The sequence below is a fragment of the Flindersiella endophytica genome, from assembly GCF_054779015.1.
This window is the reverse complement of sequence record NZ_BAAGYY010000020.1, coordinates 57,466-73,482: the sequence shown is the minus strand read 5'-3', so window position 1 is coordinate 73,482 and position 16,017 is coordinate 57,466. Positions and strand designations below refer to the sequence as shown.

Annotated in this window: 13 protein-coding genes; 5 read left to right on the top strand and 8 right to left on the bottom strand. The window is 68.9% G+C overall.

The features are described from left to right. Positions 1 to 104: 104 nt before the first annotated feature. The 7 genes from ACYVF6_RS23355 to ACYVF6_RS23325 all read right to left on the bottom strand — a co-directional run bounded on the left by ACYVF6_RS23355 (position 105) and on the right by ACYVF6_RS23325 (position 7,970). Positions 105 to 1,271: a methyltransferase domain-containing protein gene (locus ACYVF6_RS23355; protein ID WP_460524621.1), complete on the bottom strand. Its 1,167-nt coding sequence runs from the start codon at positions 1,269 to 1,271 to the stop codon at positions 105 to 107. Positions 1,272 to 1,296: 25 nt separating this feature from the next. Then, the gene (locus ACYVF6_RS23350; RefSeq protein WP_460524620.1) at positions 1,297 to 2,196 is read right to left on the bottom strand and encodes an amino acid ABC transporter permease; all 900 of its coding nucleotides are present in this window, start codon (positions 2,194 to 2,196) and stop codon (positions 1,297 to 1,299) included. Continuing rightward, the gene (locus ACYVF6_RS23345) at positions 2,193 to 2,840 is read right to left on the bottom strand and encodes an amino acid ABC transporter permease (protein WP_460524619.1); all 648 of its coding nucleotides are present in this window, start codon (positions 2,838 to 2,840) and stop codon (positions 2,193 to 2,195) included. The genes ACYVF6_RS23350 and ACYVF6_RS23345 overlap by 4 nt, the downstream gene beginning before the upstream one ends. Before the next feature lie 119 nt (positions 2,841 to 2,959). Continuing rightward, entirely contained in the window at positions 2,960 to 3,832 is an 873-nt protein-coding gene (locus tag ACYVF6_RS23340; RefSeq protein ID WP_460524618.1) for a glutamate ABC transporter substrate-binding protein, read from the bottom strand. A 173-nt stretch (positions 3,833 to 4,005) separates the two neighbouring features. After that, positions 4,006 to 4,791, bottom strand: coding sequence for an amino acid ABC transporter ATP-binding protein (locus tag ACYVF6_RS23335; protein ID WP_460524617.1), 786 nt, complete (start codon positions 4,789 to 4,791; stop codon positions 4,006 to 4,008). Positions 4,792 to 5,259: 468 nt separating this feature from the next. After that, positions 5,260 to 6,774 (bottom strand): neutral zinc metallopeptidase, encoded by a 1,515-nt coding sequence (locus tag ACYVF6_RS23330; RefSeq protein WP_460524616.1) that lies wholly within the window; start codon positions 6,772 to 6,774, stop codon positions 5,260 to 5,262. A 230-nt stretch (positions 6,775 to 7,004) separates the two neighbouring features. Next, positions 7,005 to 7,970 carry a neutral zinc metallopeptidase gene (locus ACYVF6_RS23325; RefSeq protein WP_460524615.1) on the bottom strand — a complete coding sequence of 322 codons (966 nt, stop codon included), beginning with the start codon at positions 7,968 to 7,970 and terminating at the stop codon, positions 7,005 to 7,007. Positions 7,971 to 8,456: 486 nt separating this feature from the next. Between ACYVF6_RS23325 and ACYVF6_RS23320 the strand changes: the two genes are divergently transcribed. The 3 genes from ACYVF6_RS23320 to miaB are packed head-to-tail and all read left to right on the top strand — an operon-like array spanning position 8,457 to position 12,897. Beyond that, the gene (locus tag ACYVF6_RS23320; RefSeq protein WP_460524614.1) at positions 8,457 to 10,103 is read left to right on the top strand and encodes a DUF2207 domain-containing protein; all 1,647 of its coding nucleotides are present in this window, start codon (positions 8,457 to 8,459) and stop codon (positions 10,101 to 10,103) included. Positions 10,104 to 10,131: 28 nt separating this feature from the next. Further along, positions 10,132 to 11,430 (top strand): neutral zinc metallopeptidase, encoded by a 1,299-nt coding sequence (locus tag ACYVF6_RS23315; protein ID WP_460524613.1) that lies wholly within the window; start codon positions 10,132 to 10,134, stop codon positions 11,428 to 11,430. An 18-nt stretch (positions 11,431 to 11,448) separates the two neighbouring features. Further along, complete coding sequence (gene miaB, locus ACYVF6_RS23310; RefSeq protein WP_460524612.1) at positions 11,449 to 12,897, top strand: tRNA (N6-isopentenyl adenosine(37)-C2)-methylthiotransferase MiaB; 1,449 nt, start codon at positions 11,449 to 11,451, stop codon at positions 12,895 to 12,897. 57 nt (positions 12,898 to 12,954) lie between these two features. Here miaB and ACYVF6_RS23305 read toward each other — a convergent pair whose 3' ends face one another. After that, a complete protein-coding gene (locus ACYVF6_RS23305) occupies positions 12,955 to 14,085 on the bottom strand; it encodes an epoxide hydrolase family protein (RefSeq protein ID WP_460524611.1) in 1,131 nt (376 codons plus the stop codon). Positions 14,086 to 14,181: 96 nt separating this feature from the next. Here ACYVF6_RS23305 and ACYVF6_RS23300 point away from each other — a divergent pair, with 96 nt between their 5' ends. Next, positions 14,182 to 15,177, top strand: a complete 996-nt coding sequence (locus ACYVF6_RS23300) for a helix-turn-helix transcriptional regulator (protein WP_460524610.1) — start codon at positions 14,182 to 14,184, stop codon at positions 15,175 to 15,177. Positions 15,178 to 15,228: 51 nt separating this feature from the next. After that, positions 15,229 to 15,975, top strand: a complete 747-nt coding sequence (locus ACYVF6_RS23295; RefSeq protein ID WP_460524609.1) for a response regulator transcription factor — start codon at positions 15,229 to 15,231, stop codon at positions 15,973 to 15,975. Positions 15,976 to 16,017 lie beyond the last annotated feature (42 nt).

Sequence of the window (16,017 nt, the reverse complement as noted above, 5' to 3'; positions counted from 1 at the left end):
GCAAGGCGGAGGAGGAGCCAGGAGGGGCCTCCGGCGATCGACGACAACGCAGCCGGCGTGGATGCCAGGCGTCGCGCGTCAGGCGACCCCTTGGAACAGATCGTCTAGAGATCGGGCGCCCGGCGGAGCCAGTCGGCCAGGTCGGCCGGCAGCGTAGGCCTCGGGCGGTCACCGGGTGCGCAGAGCAGGATCCGCGAGACCCGGCCGGCGATCCGGATCCGGTGGTCGAGCGCGGTGATGTAGCCCGCCCGTTCCACCTGGTCCGGCAGGTCGAGGTCGGCGTCGACGATCAGGCAGGCGACGCCGGCGGGAGAGAGTATGGTCGCGAGCTCCGCCAGGAAACGGCCGGGGGAGCGGGCCAGGCTGCCACCCCGCTCGACGGCGAGCTCCCACGGCGGGTTGGTGACCACCGCGTCGATCGAGCCGGCGCGGAACGGCAGCCGCCCGGCATCGGCTCGCAGGAACGTCACACCGGCGCCGGGCCCAGCGGCGTTCACCCTAGGAGCGTCCAGGCCGGCCCGGTCCGCGTTCGCGCGCGCGTTGGCCAGCCGCTCGTCGTCGAGATCCGCTCCCAGCAGCCGAAGCCCGCCGCCGGCGCGTCCCAGCTCCACGAGGATCGTTCCGTCACCGCAGAACGGGTCGGCCACCACGCTGCCCGCGCGCGGGCTGACCAGCCGGCCCAGCGCCGCGGCCAGCGGCGGGTGCAGCGTCCCCGGTCCGGTGGAGAGCTTGTACGCCCGCCGGTGCATCGGCCGCTCGGCGAGCCTGAGCGCCGCCACCGCCACCGGGCCGTTCACGAACAGCCGGACCGTCAGGTCGACCGGCCCGTCCACCCCGTGCACCGGGTCGCGTTCGGCGAACGAACCACCGATCCGGCGCGCCAGGCTGGCTCCCGCCGCGCCCTCCAGCGCGTACCGGTTGAACCGCCGCCGCCCGTCCAGACTCACGACCACATCGAACCGGGGCCGGTCAGGCAAGCCGCGGATCGACCGCACCCAGTCCAGCGCGGGCTTCCAGTCGAGGGTGCGCAGCCGCGCGGCCAGCTGGTCGGGTACGTCCTTGGTCGTGCCGACGTCGCCGACCTGGCCGACCCGCAGGAACACGTCGTCGACGGTGGACAGCTCCGCGAGCTCAGGCGCCGCGGACGGCAGGCCAAAGCCCACCTCGCGGTTGCCGAGCCGAACCTTCCGTGCGGTGGGCAGCAGCTGACGCACCTCGTCGGCCGCCACCCACTCCAGCCCGCGGATGGTGCGGGCGATGACGTTCACCATGCTGCGAGTACGGAGAGCAGAGGCGTCAGGTCCCGCCGCCGTCGATCATGTCGGTGCCCGCGCCCACGACACCCGCTCCCGCTGCGCCCATGCCGACGCCCGCGGGTACGTGGATCGTGCTGAGATCGACGACCGCCTTGCCCTTGCGCCGCTGCCGCGACTCGAGCCACTGAGCGAGCTTGGACAGCGCGTAGTTGATGGCGATGTAGATCGCCGCGGCCACAATGCCGGCCACGAACGGGTTGTCCTCGTCGGCGTAGAGCAGCTTGATCGTCGACGACAGCTGCTCGGTGGAGATGATGTAGCCGAGCGCGGTGTCCTTCAGCGCGACTACGCACTGGCTGATGATCGCCGGCAGCATGGTCGTGATCGCCTGCGGGGCCAGGATCAGCAGGACCACCTGGGTCTTGCGCAGCCCGAGCGCGTACGCCGCCTCCGACTGCCCGCGCGGCACGGCGTTCAGGCCGGCCCGGAACACCTCCGCCAGCACCGAGCCGTTGTAGAGCATCAGCGCGAGGACCAGGGCACCGAGGCGTTCCGTGGTGGTGCCGAACGCCAGGAAGATGAACAGGATCAACAGCACCAGCGGCACGGCGCGGAAGAACTCGACGACCGCCATCGACGGCCAGCGGAAGATCGCGCGGTCGGAGATCCGGCCGATCGCGAACACCAGGCCGAACACGACCGACAGCACGATCGCGATCCCGGCCGCCGTCAAGGTCTGCGTGATGCCGATGCCGATCGCGACGAGCCACTCCGGGTCGCCCAGGAACTCCCACTTGTCGGGCGTGATCTGCTCGTTGCCCCACAACCGCCAGCCGGCGTAGGCCAGCAGTGCGAGCAGGACGAGGGAACCGATGATCCCGCCGATCAGGTGGCGCCGCCGGGCGGCGGGACCGGGAACATCGAAAAGTACGGAACTCATCGGACCACCGCCAGCCGTCGCTCCAGCAACGACGAGATGCCGGAGATCACGAACACGATAATGACGTAGCCGAGCGAGATGCCGATGAACGCGGGCACCAATGCGCTCGGGTGTTTGGTGTTGATGTAGTCGATGAAGTAGGTCGCCTCGACGACACCGAATGCTTCCGCGACCGCGGTGTTCTTGGCCAGCGCGATGATGACGCTCGCCATCGGCGGCAGGACGGAACGGATCGCCTGCGGCAGCACGATCAGGCCGAGTGTCTGGCCGAACGTCATCCCGATGGCTCGGGCCGCTTCGGCCTGCCCGGGGTTGACCGCGTTGATGCCGGAACGCAGCACCTCGCACACGAACGAGGCGGTGTAGACCGTCAACGCCACGGTGGCACGCGCCTGGAAGCTGATCTGGACACCGATGAACGGCAGTCCGGCGACGGAGACGATGAAGAGGATCACCAACGGTGTGTTACGGAAGATCGTCACATAGCTCGTTCCCGCGGCGCGAAGCACGGGAATGGGTGACACCCGCATGGCGGCCAGGATCGTGCCGAGAACCAGCGCGCCCAGCGCTGAGAACACCAACAGCTGAATGGTCAGCCAGAAGCCGCTCAGCAGCCGGGGCAGATTGTCGATCAGGACGTCCACGTCAGGACCGGCCTCCTCGGGTCAGTGGAGTCAAACCTCGGTAGAGCTCACAAATAGGGCTCAAGCGAACAAACGCTGCCCGGTGCACGCGTTACGTGCGCACCGGGCAGCGGCGGTCCTTACGAGCAGGGGTCCGGCTTCGGCGCCGACGGTGCGTCCACGCCGGCCTTGCCGAGTGTCTCGTCGAACGCCTTCTTCCAGTAACCGTCGGTCTCGGACTGGGTGATCGCCTTGTTCAGGAAGGTGCACATGGCGGTGTCACCGTGCTTGTAACCGATGCCGTAGCGCTCCTCGCTGAACGGCTCACCCACGACCTTGAGCTTGTCGGGGTCGTCGGCGGCGTAGCCGAGCAGGATCGCCTCGTCCGTGGTCACGGCCTGGACCGAGCCGCTCTTCAGCTGCGTCACGCACTCGGAGTACGTGCCGAACGGAGCCGGCTGGGCTCCGAACTTCTCCTCGACCTGCGTGAGCGACGTCGAACCGGTGACCGAGCACACCTTCTTGCCCTTGAGGCTCGGGCCGCCCGTGATGGAGTTGTCGTCCTTGCGGACCAGCAGGCCCTGGCCGGTGACGAAGTAAGGGCCGGCCTGGCCGACGATGCCGCGGCGCTCGTCGTTGATGGAGTACGAGGCGAGCACCAGGTCGACCGTGCCCTTCTGCAGGAAGGGCTCGCGGTTCTTGGAGACCGTCTCGATGAACTGGATGTTCTTCGGGTCGATGCCGAGCTGGCCCGCGATGTACTGCGCCATCGCCACGTCGAAGCCGTCGAAGCTGCCGTCCGGCTTCTTGTAGCCGATGCCGGGCTGGTCGAACTTGATGCCGATCTTGACCTTGCCGGCCTGGTTGAGCTTCTCCATCGTCGAGCCGGCGGCGAACTTCGGGTTCTCCGCGACCGTCACGTCGGTCACGGTCCCGCCGCCACTTCCACAAGCGGTCATGGCGAGGGCGGCGACGGCCCCAACGGCCAGCAACCGCAGTCCTCTCAGTCGCATGACGTCCCTTTCTCACTGATTTGTCGCTGCTGCAGCAGTGTTGGTTGTTGGCTAAGTATCTCGGGATGAGGGTGCGATCGAGAAAGATTTCACGGGCGCGGCGCAGCGCGCGTACACATTTACGGCGCTCGATCCCCGTGTCCGTCTCTATCTACGTCGCCACCCCCTTGGCGTCAGTGCTTGAGAATCTTTGAAAGGAAGTCCTTCGCCCGTTCGGACTGAGGGTTGTTGAAGAACTCTTCCGGCGCCCGCTCCTCGATGATCTGGCCATCGGCCATGAACACCACCCGGTTGGCGGCGTTGCGGGCGAAACCCATCTCGTGCGTGACGACCACCATGGTCATGCCACCTTGCGCCAAGTCGATCATGACGTCAAGGACTTCCTTGACCATTTCGGGGTCGAGCGCGGACGTCGGCTCGTCGAACAGCATGACCTTGGGCTCCATGGCCAGCGCCCGGGCGATCGCCACGCGCTGCTGCTGGCCGCCGGACAGCTGGGCGGGGTACTTCTCCGCCTGGTTGGCCACGCCCACGCGGTCGAGCAGGCGGGTGGCCTTCTCCTCGGCCTCGGCCTTCGGGACCTTGCGGACCTTGATCGGGCCGAGCGTGACGTTGTCGAGCACGGTCTTGTGCTGGAACAAGTTGAACGACTGGAAGACCATCCCGACGTCGGCGCGCAGCTGGGCGAGGGCCTTGCCCTCGGCCGGCAGCGGCTGCCCGTCGAGGAGGATCTGACCCGAGTTGATCGGCTCCAACCGGTTGATCGCCCGGCACAGGGTGGACTTGCCACTGCCGGACGGGCCGATCACGACGACGACCTCACCGGGGTCGATGGCGAGGTTGATGTCTTGCAGGACGTGCAGCTCGCCGAAGTACTTGTTCACCTGATCAACGACCACCAGCGGGCGGTTGCCACCCGTTGCCGGCAGGTCTGCCGGCTGCTCGCTCGTCTGCGTCATGACAGGGGAAGTTACAGTGAGTTGGCCCGAGACGCGAGCGCAGCCGTGTAACAACTCATGACAAACGCGGATGGTAACGGTCTGGTCGCGGATTGGCGAGCGGCTGGTGTGTTTTCGCTGGCAGGAACAGGACAGGCCTTCCCGGCCGGACGGCGCTGACGCTATATCTGGGCGTGTCGGCTGCCTACCGGCCCGGCCGATCGCCGGGTGCGGTCGGGCGGTGGTGAGTGGGGGTCGAGCCAGTGGCGGGCTTGGCTGGTGGTCAGCTGACCTTGGCTGGTGGTCAGCTGACCTTGGCGGGGCTGGCGGCCCAGGTGTTGCAGGAGCCGGGGCTTTCGGTGCGGAAGCCGGCTTTGGACCAGGTGCCGTGGTTGACCCGGCCGCCGTGGTCGCGGATGCCGCCGCCGTATTCGTCGCCGTAGTGGTCGTGGAGGCACAGTATCCGCTGGCTGCGGGCTTGGCTGGTGGTCAGCTGACCTTGGTGGGGCTGGCGGCCCAGGTGTTGCAGGAGCCGGGGCTTTCGGTGCGGAAGCCGGCTTTGGACCAGGTGCCGTGGTTGACCCGGCCGCCGTGGTCGCGGATGCCGCCGCCGTATTCGTCGCCGTAGTGGTCGACCAGGAACATCCACTGTCTGCGCGCTTCGCCGGTGATCGGGTAGGTCGGCTGGTTGGCGCCCCAGAACACGCTGCCGAAGCAGGAGGCCTGCAGCTCCAGCCGGCGGCTGAGCTCGAGCTCGGCGTCGTTGCTGCCGGCGTTCTGCCGATCCGTAGCGTAGGCGTCGAAGATGCCGACGAGGTTCTGCACGTGGTGGCCGTACTCGTGCGCGGTCTGGAAGCTGGCGAACATCCGGGCGTAGACCTTCTGGTACTGCTCCGGATATTTGTTGTACTGGTTTACGTCGTCGTCCCACTTCATGTAGATGGTCTCGTTGGTCGGGCAGTAGAACGCGCGTACGTAGTCGCCGCACGGCGTGTCGACCGAGCCGGACCACAGCACCAGCTTCGGCGCGCGGAACTCGTAGCCCGCCTTCTCGACCAGCGACGGCCAGGACCTGTTGAGGCAGGCGATGATGCTCTTGTAGTACTTCTCGACGCCCGCCCGGTTCGACGGCATCGAGTCCGACTCCTGACACGACACCGAGGCCAGCGTCCCGGCGGTGTAGAGCTTGTTCTCCTTGAGGATCTGCTCCCGCGTCTTCCCGGTGGGCAACGGCGAGTCGGTCGTCGTCGGAGACGGGCTCGGCGAGGCCGACTGCGCGCTGCTCGGCTTCGTCTGCGGGGTGGCGGAGTTGGTCGCCGACGTCGAGGTCAGCGGATCGGCCAGCGTGGAGTTGCCCTGGCGCAGGAAGTACCAACCGAGCCCGCCCACGCCGGACAGGACGAGCGCGCCGACGACCACGAACACGACGATCGGGCCGGCTCCACGCTTGCGCTTGGGCGGCGAGCCCCAGTCGTCGTCATCGTCGTCGTCGTAACCCCAGCCGGGTGGCTGCTGCCCGGGCGGTTGCTGGCCTGGGTACGCGGGGTAGGGCTGCTGTCCGGGATAGGGCTGCTGCCCGGGGTACGGCTGCTCGCCGGGATACCCCCGCTGCGCCGGACCCGGAGGCGGGTACTGCTGACCCGGATACTGCTGCTGACCTGGGTACGCCTGCTGCCCGCCGCCAGGCGGCTGCTGCTGCTGATAGGGGCCGGGCTGCGGCTGGTCCGGATACTGCTGCGGCTGGCGCGGCGGCTGCTGGTGAGGTTGCGGCTGCTGGGGCTGTGGCTGCTGTGGTTGCTGAGGCTGCGGTTGCCGCGGGTACTGCTGCGGCTGTTGCGGCTGAGGTTGGGGCTGCCAGGGCTGCGGCTGCTGAGGCTGTTGTGGTTGCGGCTGCGCCGGCCTGCCCGGCACCCACCCGCCGGACTCGGAAGGGCGGGCCGGCCACTGCCGCCCACCCTGGCCGGATTGATTGGAGCCGGACCCGTACTGAGGCTGGTCTGGCACGCCTGCCGGCCCGGATGGTTCCCCATACGGGTCCGGGCCCGGCGGAGGGCCCCATTGATGACCTGCCATGTCAACCCCTCGGATACGCGTCGCGCGCGGCAGCCGAGACGCGGCGCGCGAGAACGGTCCGCCCAACCATAGCCAGCAAAGCTCACGTCAGGCCAAGGCGACGGACCGTCACCATCGAACCGGACAACCCGTGTCCGAACCGCTGCGGCGTGCTACCTGTCTCAGTACACCTGTTCCGGCGACGCTGTGAAGGTGTTGCAGACGTTCGGGCTCTCGGCCTGGAATCCGCGTTTCGCCCAGAACGCGTGGCTCTGCTTGTCGCCGTGGTCGCGGACGCCCTCGGGGTTGTAGTTGTCGCCGGAGTGCTCGACGAGATAGAGCCAGGTCTCGCGGTTGATCCCCGAGATGGGGTACGACGACTGATTGGCCCCGAGGAACGCGTCGCCGAGGCAGCTGGCCTGCAGTTCGACCCGCCGGGACAGCTCGAGCTGCTTGTCCTGCGACGCGGCTTCGTATCTCAGCTCGGAGTAGGCCCGCATGATGCCGACGAGATTCTGGATGTGGTGGCCGTACTCGTGGACGACGGTGTGGGTCGCGCCCATCCGGGCGTACGCCCGCGCCTCGTTGGAGCTCTCGGCGGTGTACTGCTTCACGTCGCCGGACCACTCCATATAGATGGTCTCGTTCGGCGGGCAGTAGAAGGAAACCGAGCCGTTGACGAAACCGCAGGGCGTGTCGATCGAGCCGGTCCACATCAGGATCGTCGGCGGGTGGAAGCTCACCCCGGCCTTGGTCATCGGCGCCGGCCAGCCGCGGCGCAGGCAGTTGGCGACCGTGGCGTAGTACGTACGGATCGCGTCCTTGCTGGCCGGAGCCGTGCCGGACTCGCGGCACGAGACCGACTGGATCGGCCCGGACTGGTAGAGCTTGTTGGCCTCCGCCACCTGCTCGTAGTCGACGCCGTTCTTCTGCTGCTGCGGGTCGGACGTGTTGGTCGGCCCGGGCGTCGGGTCGTCGCTGGGGACCTCGGTCTGCGTGGGCAGCGGCTCGCTGGTGTAGGTGGGTACGGCGGGGATCGTCGGCCGGGACCAGGTGGGCGCCGGGTCGGCGATGTCGTCCTCGTCGCCGCCACTGGCCGCCAGCGCGATCGCGAACAGCCCGATCGGCGCGGCGACCGCGAGCAGCACGATGAGGACGATCAGCCCGGTGTTGCGCCTGCGAGGCGGCGGCGGGCCGCCGAAGTTCGGGCCCCAGCCGAAGCCGGGGCCAGGCCCACCCAGGCCACCTGGGCCGCCCGGCCCACCTGGTCCGCGCGGTGGCCAGCCCGGCGGTCCCTGCGGTGGTCCAGGCGGCGGACCGTACGGCGGACCCTGTGGAGGACCTGGCGGCAGACCCTGCGGCGGGCCAGGGTAGGAGCCTTGTGGACGGGGCTGAAACGGTCCCTGGGGTCCTGGCATAGTGGGGCCGGCCTGCGGATACGCACCGGGGTAGCCGGTAGGTTGCGGTGGCGGAGCGCCCGGTGGATATTGTTCCGCTTGCGGAAATTGTCCAGCGGGAGGACCGAATTGATGTCCAGCCATCTAAGCCCCTCGTATTCTGCGTGCCGCGCCGCGCTCACCGCGGGAACGTCCGCGCGTTCTGTGGGCGTTCACGGCGTTGTCACCCGGTTGGTGATGCTCGTTCTGCTTGCCGGGTTGGCGGTGTTCGGGCCTACTGTAGCCAGCGCGCAGGCGGCCACCGAACTTCCGAAGGCCGACTCGTTCGAAAGTGTTGTCCGGGTCGAACGCAATGGGATCGTGAAGGTTTCCGAGACCTGGAAGCCAAGCAATTCCGCGGATGGCGGGTTCTACACCGAGATCGTCACGCGGCTGCATTTCCAGGACGACATCGACCACGTCATAGAGCTCAGTGACGTGACCGCCTCCGTCAACGACAAGCAGGCCACCCCGCAGGTCAGCACCGAGGGCGATGTCACGACCATCCGCGTCGACGACGCCGGCAAGGGCGACACCGTCAAGTTCGAGTACTCCGCCAAGGGCGCGGTCACCGAGACCTCAACAGGCACCGAGTTCCGCCTCACCCCGCTGCACGGCCTGGGCGGCGTGAAGGAAGCCGTGGTCAACCTCAGCAGCCCGGCGCCTTCGTACATCCGCTGCAACGCCGGCCCGCTCGGCGGTTCCTCGCCGTGCACGCTGTCCCAGGCAACCGAGGGGACTCCGTTCTTCCAGCAGCGCAACCTCGCCGCCGGCCAGACCATGACCGTGATCGCCGGCTTCGCACCGGGCGAGGTGCAGGCGAGCACGATCGTGGACTACCGCAAGTCGATCCGGCGTGCGTTCCTCGCCGACCCGGTGCACCTGGGCGTGACGGCCGCCGTGCTCGTGCTCGGCGGCGTCGTCCTCTATCTCCTCTACCTCCGCCGCGGCCGCGATGCGACCGATCCGGGTCGCGTGGTGCCGGCCTCGCTGTTCAGCCGTTCGCACGACCACGTCTCGTTCGACCCGCCACAGGCGCTGCGCCCAGGTGAGATCGGCACGCTGATCGACGAGCGAGTCGACCCGGTAGACGTCACTTCGAGCATCCTCGACCTGGCCGTACGCGGGCACCTGACGATCACCGAGCTGTCGCGTACGGGCGAGTTCGCCCGCGCCGACTGGCTGCTGACCCGCACCGGCCGCGAGCCCGACCCGCTGCAGCCGTACGAGCAAAGCCTGCTCGCCGGTGTCTTCGGTGAGGGCGAGGAGGTCAAGGTCTCCGAGCTCGGGCCGAAGGTACGCGCCCAGCTCGGCGCGATCCAGGACGCCCTCTACGACGAGGTGGTCAAGCACGGCTGGTTCGCCGAGCGGCCGGACCGGTCGCGTTCGAAGTGGTCGACGATCGGGCTCGCGCTCGTGGGCGGCGGCGTGGTGCTCACGCTGCTGCTGGCGTTCCTCACCACGTGGGGACTGCTCGGCCTGGCCGTCGTGGCGCTGGGCGCCGCGCTCACGCTGCTCGGCGCGTACATGCCGGCCAAGTCGCCGGAGGCCGGCCGGGTCGTCGGGCAGATCGCGTCGCTGCGTGGCGAGCTGCTCGAGCTCGACATCGACAGCCAGCTGCCGCACGACCGGCACGAGGAGCTGTGCTCGCGCGCGCTGCCGTACGCCGTCGTGCTCGGCGGTGCCGACCGCTGGATCGACGCACTGGTGGCCACCGACACCGACGACCTCCCTGACGAGGGGTTCTCGTGGTACCGGGGCCCGGAGAACTGGCACCTGCAGGATCTCCCGGACTCCCTGAAGAATCTCACGATCAGCCTGACCGGCGCGCTGTTCTCGCGCTAGTCCGCCAGGACGTTTGGAGGGAGAGACGATGTCCGGTCAGTGGGGACCGCAACCCGGCGGGCAGCAGCCGGGGCCATACCAGCAGCCGCAGCAGCCTCAGCAACCGCAATATCCGCAACAGCAGCCGTATCCACAGCAGCAGGGCGGGTTCGTGCCGCGGCCGCCGGGCGGACCCGGTGGGCCGCCGCAGGGCGGTGGGTTCGGTGGCGGCGGCTGGGGCTCTCCGCCGCCCGGTGGACCGGGTGGGCCAGGCGGGCCGGGCGGCCCCGGTGGACCCGGCGGTCCGGGTCGTCCCGGCAGCCCGTGGGGACCACCGCCGCGTCGGAGGGGCAGCAACGGCGCGGTGATCGTGCTGGTCGTGCTCCTTGGTGGCGGGTTCGTGCTCGCCGCCCTGATCGGTGTCGTGGCGGCGCTGTCCGGTGGCTCGGACGACGACTACACCTCGATCGAGTCGACCTACACGCCGACGCCGTACGTCTCACCGACCTACTCCTCGTACACCTCGACGCCGTGGTCGCCTTCGCCCGAGGAGTCGACTCCGGAGGAAGAGGACACGCCGGAGCCGGAGGAGACCGAGACGACGCCGCCCAAGCCGAAGGGCCCGCCGCCGACGACTGTGCTGAAGCAGAACAAGCTCTACTCCGCGGGCTCCATGCGCTCGGTCGGCTGCCGCGAGGCGGGCACGCCGCCGTCCAGCCAGTCGAACGTCCAGGCCTACTACAACCACATCTTCGGCTGCCTGAACCGGGCCTGGGCGCCAGTGGTGAAGCGGGCGGGCTACCAGTTCCGGGCGCCCGAGATCATCATGTGGACCGGCTCGGTCGAGACGCCGTGCGGTGACTACGTCCGCGCGTTCTACTGCGGCACCAACGAGACCATCTACATGAAGTGGGACGACGACGTAAACCAGTACAACAAGTTCCCCGAGCAGTACCAGAAGGTCTACGCCCGGATGTTCACCACGTTCCAGAGCTCGCACGAGTACGGCCACCACGTGCAGTGGCTCACCGGGATCGGGCCGGCGTACAACCAGATGTGGGACCAGACCAGCGACTACAACGCACAGCTCGAGCTGTCGCGGCGGCTGGAGCTGCAGGCGTCCTGCTTCGCCGGGGTGTTCGACGGCGCGAACCAGCCGTCGTACCCCATCACGGGCGAGGCCCGCTACCAGTGGATGTACCTCGTCGACCACTACGGCGACGAGTACGGCGAGCGACGTGACCACGGCAGCCGGAAGAACCACGGTCCGTGGTCGAAGGGCGGCTTCAAGTCGGAGAGCCCGAAGTCGTGCAACACCTGGAGCGCTTCGTCGGCCAGGGTTTCCTAGCCGTACGCTTGGTGGGTTATGACACGGTCGTATGAGGTCAGGACCTTCGGGTGCCAGATGAACGTCCACGACTCCGAGCGGCTCTCCGGGCTGCTGGAGGACGCGGGTTACGTTCGCGCGCCGGAGGGTGAGCCGGCCGACGTGGTGGTGCTCAACACCTGCGCTGTGCGCGAGAACGCCGACAACAAGCTCTACGGCAACCTCGGCCACCTGGCGCCGAAGAAGGCCGGCCGGCCCGGGATGCAGATCGCGGTCGGCGGGTGCCTGGCGCAGAAGGACAAGGGCGAGATCGTCCGGCGGGCGCCGTGGGTCGACGTGGTCTTCGGCACGCACAACGTCGGCTCGCTGCCGGCGCTGCTGGAGCGGTCGCGCGTGCTGGGCGAGGCGCAGGTCGAGATCAAGGACTACCTCGAGACGTTCCCGTCGACGCTGCCGTCTCGCCGGGAGTCGCCGTACGCCGCGTGGGTGGCGGTCAGCGTCGGGTGCAACAACACCTGCACGTTCTGCATCGTGCCGGCGCTGCGCGGCCGGGAGAAGGACCGGCGGCCGGGCGACGTGCTGGCGGAGGCCCAGGCGCTGGTGGCCGAGGGCGTCGTCGAGGTGACGCTGCTGGGCCAGAACGTCAACGCCTACGGCGTGGAGTTCGGCGACCGGTTCGCGTTCGGGAAGCTGCTGCGGGCCTGCGGCGAGATCGACGGCCTGGAGCGGGTGCGTTTCACCTCGCCGCATCCGCGCGACTTCACCGACGACGTGATCGCGGCGATGGCCGAGACGCCGAACGTCATGCCGCAGCTGCACATGCCGCTGCAGTCGGGGTCCGACGCCGTCCTGCGTACGATGCGGCGGTCGTACCGGCAGGCGCGCTACCTCGACATCGTGTCGAATGTGCGGGCCGCCATGCCCGACGCGGCGATCACGACCGACATCATCGTGGGCTTCCCGGGCGAGACCGAGGCGGACTTCGAGGAGACCCTGCACGTGGTGCGGGAGGCGCGGTTCTCCGGCGCGTTCACGTTCCAGTACTCCAAGCGGCCCGGCACGCCGGCCGCCGACATGGACGACCAGGTGCCGAAGGCCGTCGTACAGGAGCGCTACGAGCGGCTCGTCGACCTGGTGGAGAAGATCGCCTGGGAGGAGAACCAGGCACAGGTGGGTCGCCAGGTCGAGCTGCTCGTCGCCGAGGGCGAGGGCCGCAAGGACGCCGCGACCGCCCGGCTCACCGGCCGCGCCCGCGACAACCGGCTCGTCCACTTCGCCAAGCCGAGCGAGGACGTCGTCCTCCGGCCGGGCGACTTCGTGGAGGTCGAGGTCACCTACGCCGCGCCACACCACCTCGTCGCCGACGGCCAGGTGTTGGCGGTACGCCCCACCCGCGCCGGCGACCTCTGGGAAGCTCGCCAGGGCAAGCCCCAGCCGGCCGAACCGGCCGGCGTCATGCTCGGCATGCCCACGCTGCGCCAGTCCTGAGCCGACGGCCTCGCACCCGCTGAGCCGCCGGCTCACGCGCCCTCAGGCGGTGCCGTGTCAGGTCAGTGGCCCGAAGAACGCGCGCAGGTCCGACGCGAGCTCGGCAGGTGCCTCCATCGCCGGGAAGTGCTTGCCACGCTCGAACTCCGACCAGTGGGCGTCCGGTGGGGCGGGGACGAGCTTGCGGACCGTCTCGTCGGCGCCGAAGACGGCGATGCCCTGCGGGACGGCCGGCTGCGCGCCCCAGTCGGACGAGTGCGCCTGCTCGTACAGCGTGTGCGCCGCCCACGCGCCAGCTCCGGTGAACCAGTACAGGCTGACGTTGGTCAGCAGCTGGTCGCGGTCGGTCGGGAGGTCGGTCCAGTCCGCGAACTTCTCGGCGATCCAGGCGAGCTGCAGCAGTGGCGAGTCGACCAGGCCGTAGCCGATGGTCTGGGGCCGGGTGTTCTGGATGGCCAGGTAGCCGGAGCCGTCCCGGCGGAAGTCGTCCATCCGTTCCAGGATCAGCTTGTCCACCGGGTCCGAAGCGTCGAGCCCGTCGGCCATGCCGGGGATGAACGTCGCCGTGGCCGCGGCGGTCAGCGGCTCGGTCACCACGTGTACGCCGAGGACGTGCGAGCCGTCCAGGCCCGCCACCGCGCCGGAGACCCCCGCGCCCACGTCACCGCCGTGGACGCCGTAGCGCGAGTAGCCGAGCCGGCTCATCAGCTCGATCCACGCCCGGGCGGTACGCCCCATCGTCCAGCCCGTGCCGCTCAGCGGAGTCGAGAACGCGTAGCCAGGCAGCGACGGCGCGACGACGTGGAACGCCTGCGCACCCTCGTCCTCCGGCGCGACCAGCGGGCCGATCAGCTGCAGGAACTCCGCGACCGAGCTCGGATAGCCGTGCGTGATCAGCAGCGGCTTCGCATCGGCGCGGTCCGATCGGACGTGCTGGAAGTGGATGCGCTGCCCGTCGATCTCGGTGACGAACTGTGGGTACTCGTTCAGCCGGGTCTCCTGGGCGCGCCAGTCGTACCCCGTCCGCCAGTACTCCGCGAGCGACTTCAGGCTGTCCAGCGGCATGCCCCGGCTCCGGCCGACGCCGGGCAGCTCGCCGGGCCAGCGTGCGGAGCCCAGCCGGTCGTGCAGGTAGTCGAGCTCGGACTGCGGGATCTCGATGCGGAACGGGCGGATCGCGTCGCTCATGGTGTGGTCTCCTGTGCAGGGCTGTCGGGTTGACAACTACGACGCTAGAAGCAATCGCGGAAAGATTCTTTCCGCAATGTCGGGCAGAATCGAAGAATGTGGGAAACCTCGGCCCGGCTGCTTCGCCTGCTGTCGCTGTTCCAGGCCCGGCGCGACTGGACCAGCGCCGAGCTCGCGGAACGCCTGAACGTCACCACCCGCACCATCCGCAACGACGTCGACCGGCTGCGCGGCCTCGGCTACCCGGTCGACGCGCGACCTGGCGTGGCAGGCGGCTACCGCCTCGGCCAGGGCGGCTCGCTGCCGCCGCTCCTGCTCGACGACGACGAGGCCGTCGCCGTCGCGATCGGGCTGCGGACGGCCGCGAGCGGATCGATCGCCGGCATCGAGGAGACCTCGCTGCGGGCGCTCGCCAAGCTGCAGCAGGTCCTTCCGTCCCGGCTGCGGCACCGGGTCGGCGCGTTCCAGAACTACCTCCTGCAGACGCCCCGGCGCAGCCAGGTCGACCCCGACGTACTCACCACGATCGCCGGCGCCTGCCGCGACCATGAGCGACTGCGGTTCGGCTATCGGACCCACGCGGGCGCCGAGAGCCGCCGCGAGGTGGAGCCGTACCGCCTGGTCCACGACGGCAGGCGCTGGTACCTCGTCGCCTGGGACCTCGGCAGAGACGACTGGCGGACGTTCCGGGTCGACCGCATCGAGCCCAAGCCGCCGAACGGGCCACGTTTCACACCTCGCGAGCTGCCACCCGACCGCGAGGTCGTCGACAACGTGACGCGGGGGGTGGGGGAGGCAACCTGGCGATATCGGGCAAAGGTGATCGTGCACGCGCCGGCCGATCACGTCCGCGCCCGGATACCGATCCCCGTCGACGTCGAGCCGCTGGCCGACGACCGCTGCGCGTTCGAGCCCGGCTCGGACCATCCCCAACTGCTCGCGCTCTACCTCGGCATGCTCGACGCCGACTTCGAGATCGTGGACGCGCCCGAGCTCGTGGACGAGTTGGGCAAACTGGTCAATCGTTACCAGCGCGCGGTCGGCGCGAGCCGGGAAAGTAGTCAAGAAAGTAAAGAAATGCCTTCCGGCTAAGGCGAAACCGCGATGCGCGGAACGCCCCACCCGAGGTGGTCGTCGAATCCTGTGTCGCTTCTGCTTCTGGTGGAGGAGGACGTCGAAAGCCGTACCGCTTCGGTACGCGCCCTTACACACCGAGGGCATGTCGTCCTCGGCGTCCCGGACGCGGTGGCGGCGCTGCGTGCCGTCCTCCAGGACCACCCCGACCTGGTCCTGCTCCATCTCGTCGACGACCTGGACACCGTGGGTGTCCTGAAGATGCTCCACACTCCGACGATCGTCGTCGGTACAAGGGACGCGGAGCCCGAGATCGTCCGCCTGCTCGACGCCGGCGCCGACGACTACCTCGTCAGGCCGTTCGGTGCCGACTACCTCGACGCCCACATTCGCGCGGTGCTGCGCCGGGCCAGCGACCAGCAGCCGCATCCGCCCACGGTCGTGGGCGGTCTCCACATCGACGCCCGCGCGAGGGTGGCGACGCTGGACGGCAGCCTGCTCGAGCTGACCAGGCTGGAGTTCGAGCTGCTGCTCTACCTCGCGCGCCGGCCGGGCGAGGTCGTGTCGAGGCAGCGCCTGCTCACCGAGATCTGGTGCGAGACCTACGGCGGCTCCGACAAGACCGTCAATGTCCACTTGTCCGGATTACGCAGAAAACTTGGCGAATCCGCGGGTTCGCCGCGCTATCTGCACAGCGTTCGCGGAGTGGGTGTCAAGCTGCTCGCGCCTGTGACTGTTCCTGTGACTGTTCCTGGGCCCGCGCTCACGTCCATAACACGTAACGGATGTACGAAACCACGACAATCGCAGCTGTGACGACGAGGAAGATGAAGAAGTAGAACGTCCATGCCCGTCTGC

Bases quoted from the DNA above. Each gene is read 5' to 3' on its own strand.
- ACYVF6_RS23350 (WP_460524620.1), bottom strand. From the start codon at position 2,196: ATGAGTTCCGTACTTTTCGATGTTCCCGGTCCCGCCGCCCGGCGGCGC.
- ACYVF6_RS23305 (WP_460524611.1), bottom strand. From the start codon at position 14,085: ATGAGCGACGCGATCCGCCCGTTCCGCATCGAGATCCCGCAGTCCGAG.
- ACYVF6_RS23335 (WP_460524617.1), bottom strand. From the start codon at position 4,791: ATGACGCAGACGAGCGAGCAGCCGGCAGACCTGCCGGCAACGGGTGGC.
- ACYVF6_RS23355 (WP_460524621.1), bottom strand. From the start codon at position 1,271: ATGGTGAACGTCATCGCCCGCACCATCCGCGGGCTGGAGTGGGTGGCG.
- ACYVF6_RS23340 (WP_460524618.1), bottom strand. From the start codon at position 3,832: ATGCGACTGAGAGGACTGCGGTTGCTGGCCGTTGGGGCCGTCGCCGCC.
- ACYVF6_RS23315 (WP_460524613.1), top strand. From the start codon at position 10,132: ATGTCCGGTCAGTGGGGACCGCAACCCGGCGGGCAGCAGCCGGGGCCA.
- miaB (WP_460524612.1), top strand. From the start codon at position 11,449: ATGACACGGTCGTATGAGGTCAGGACCTTCGGGTGCCAGATGAACGTC.
- ACYVF6_RS23320 (WP_460524614.1), top strand. From the start codon at position 8,457: ATGCTCGTTCTGCTTGCCGGGTTGGCGGTGTTCGGGCCTACTGTAGCC.
- ACYVF6_RS23300 (WP_460524610.1), top strand. From the start codon at position 14,182: ATGTGGGAAACCTCGGCCCGGCTGCTTCGCCTGCTGTCGCTGTTCCAG.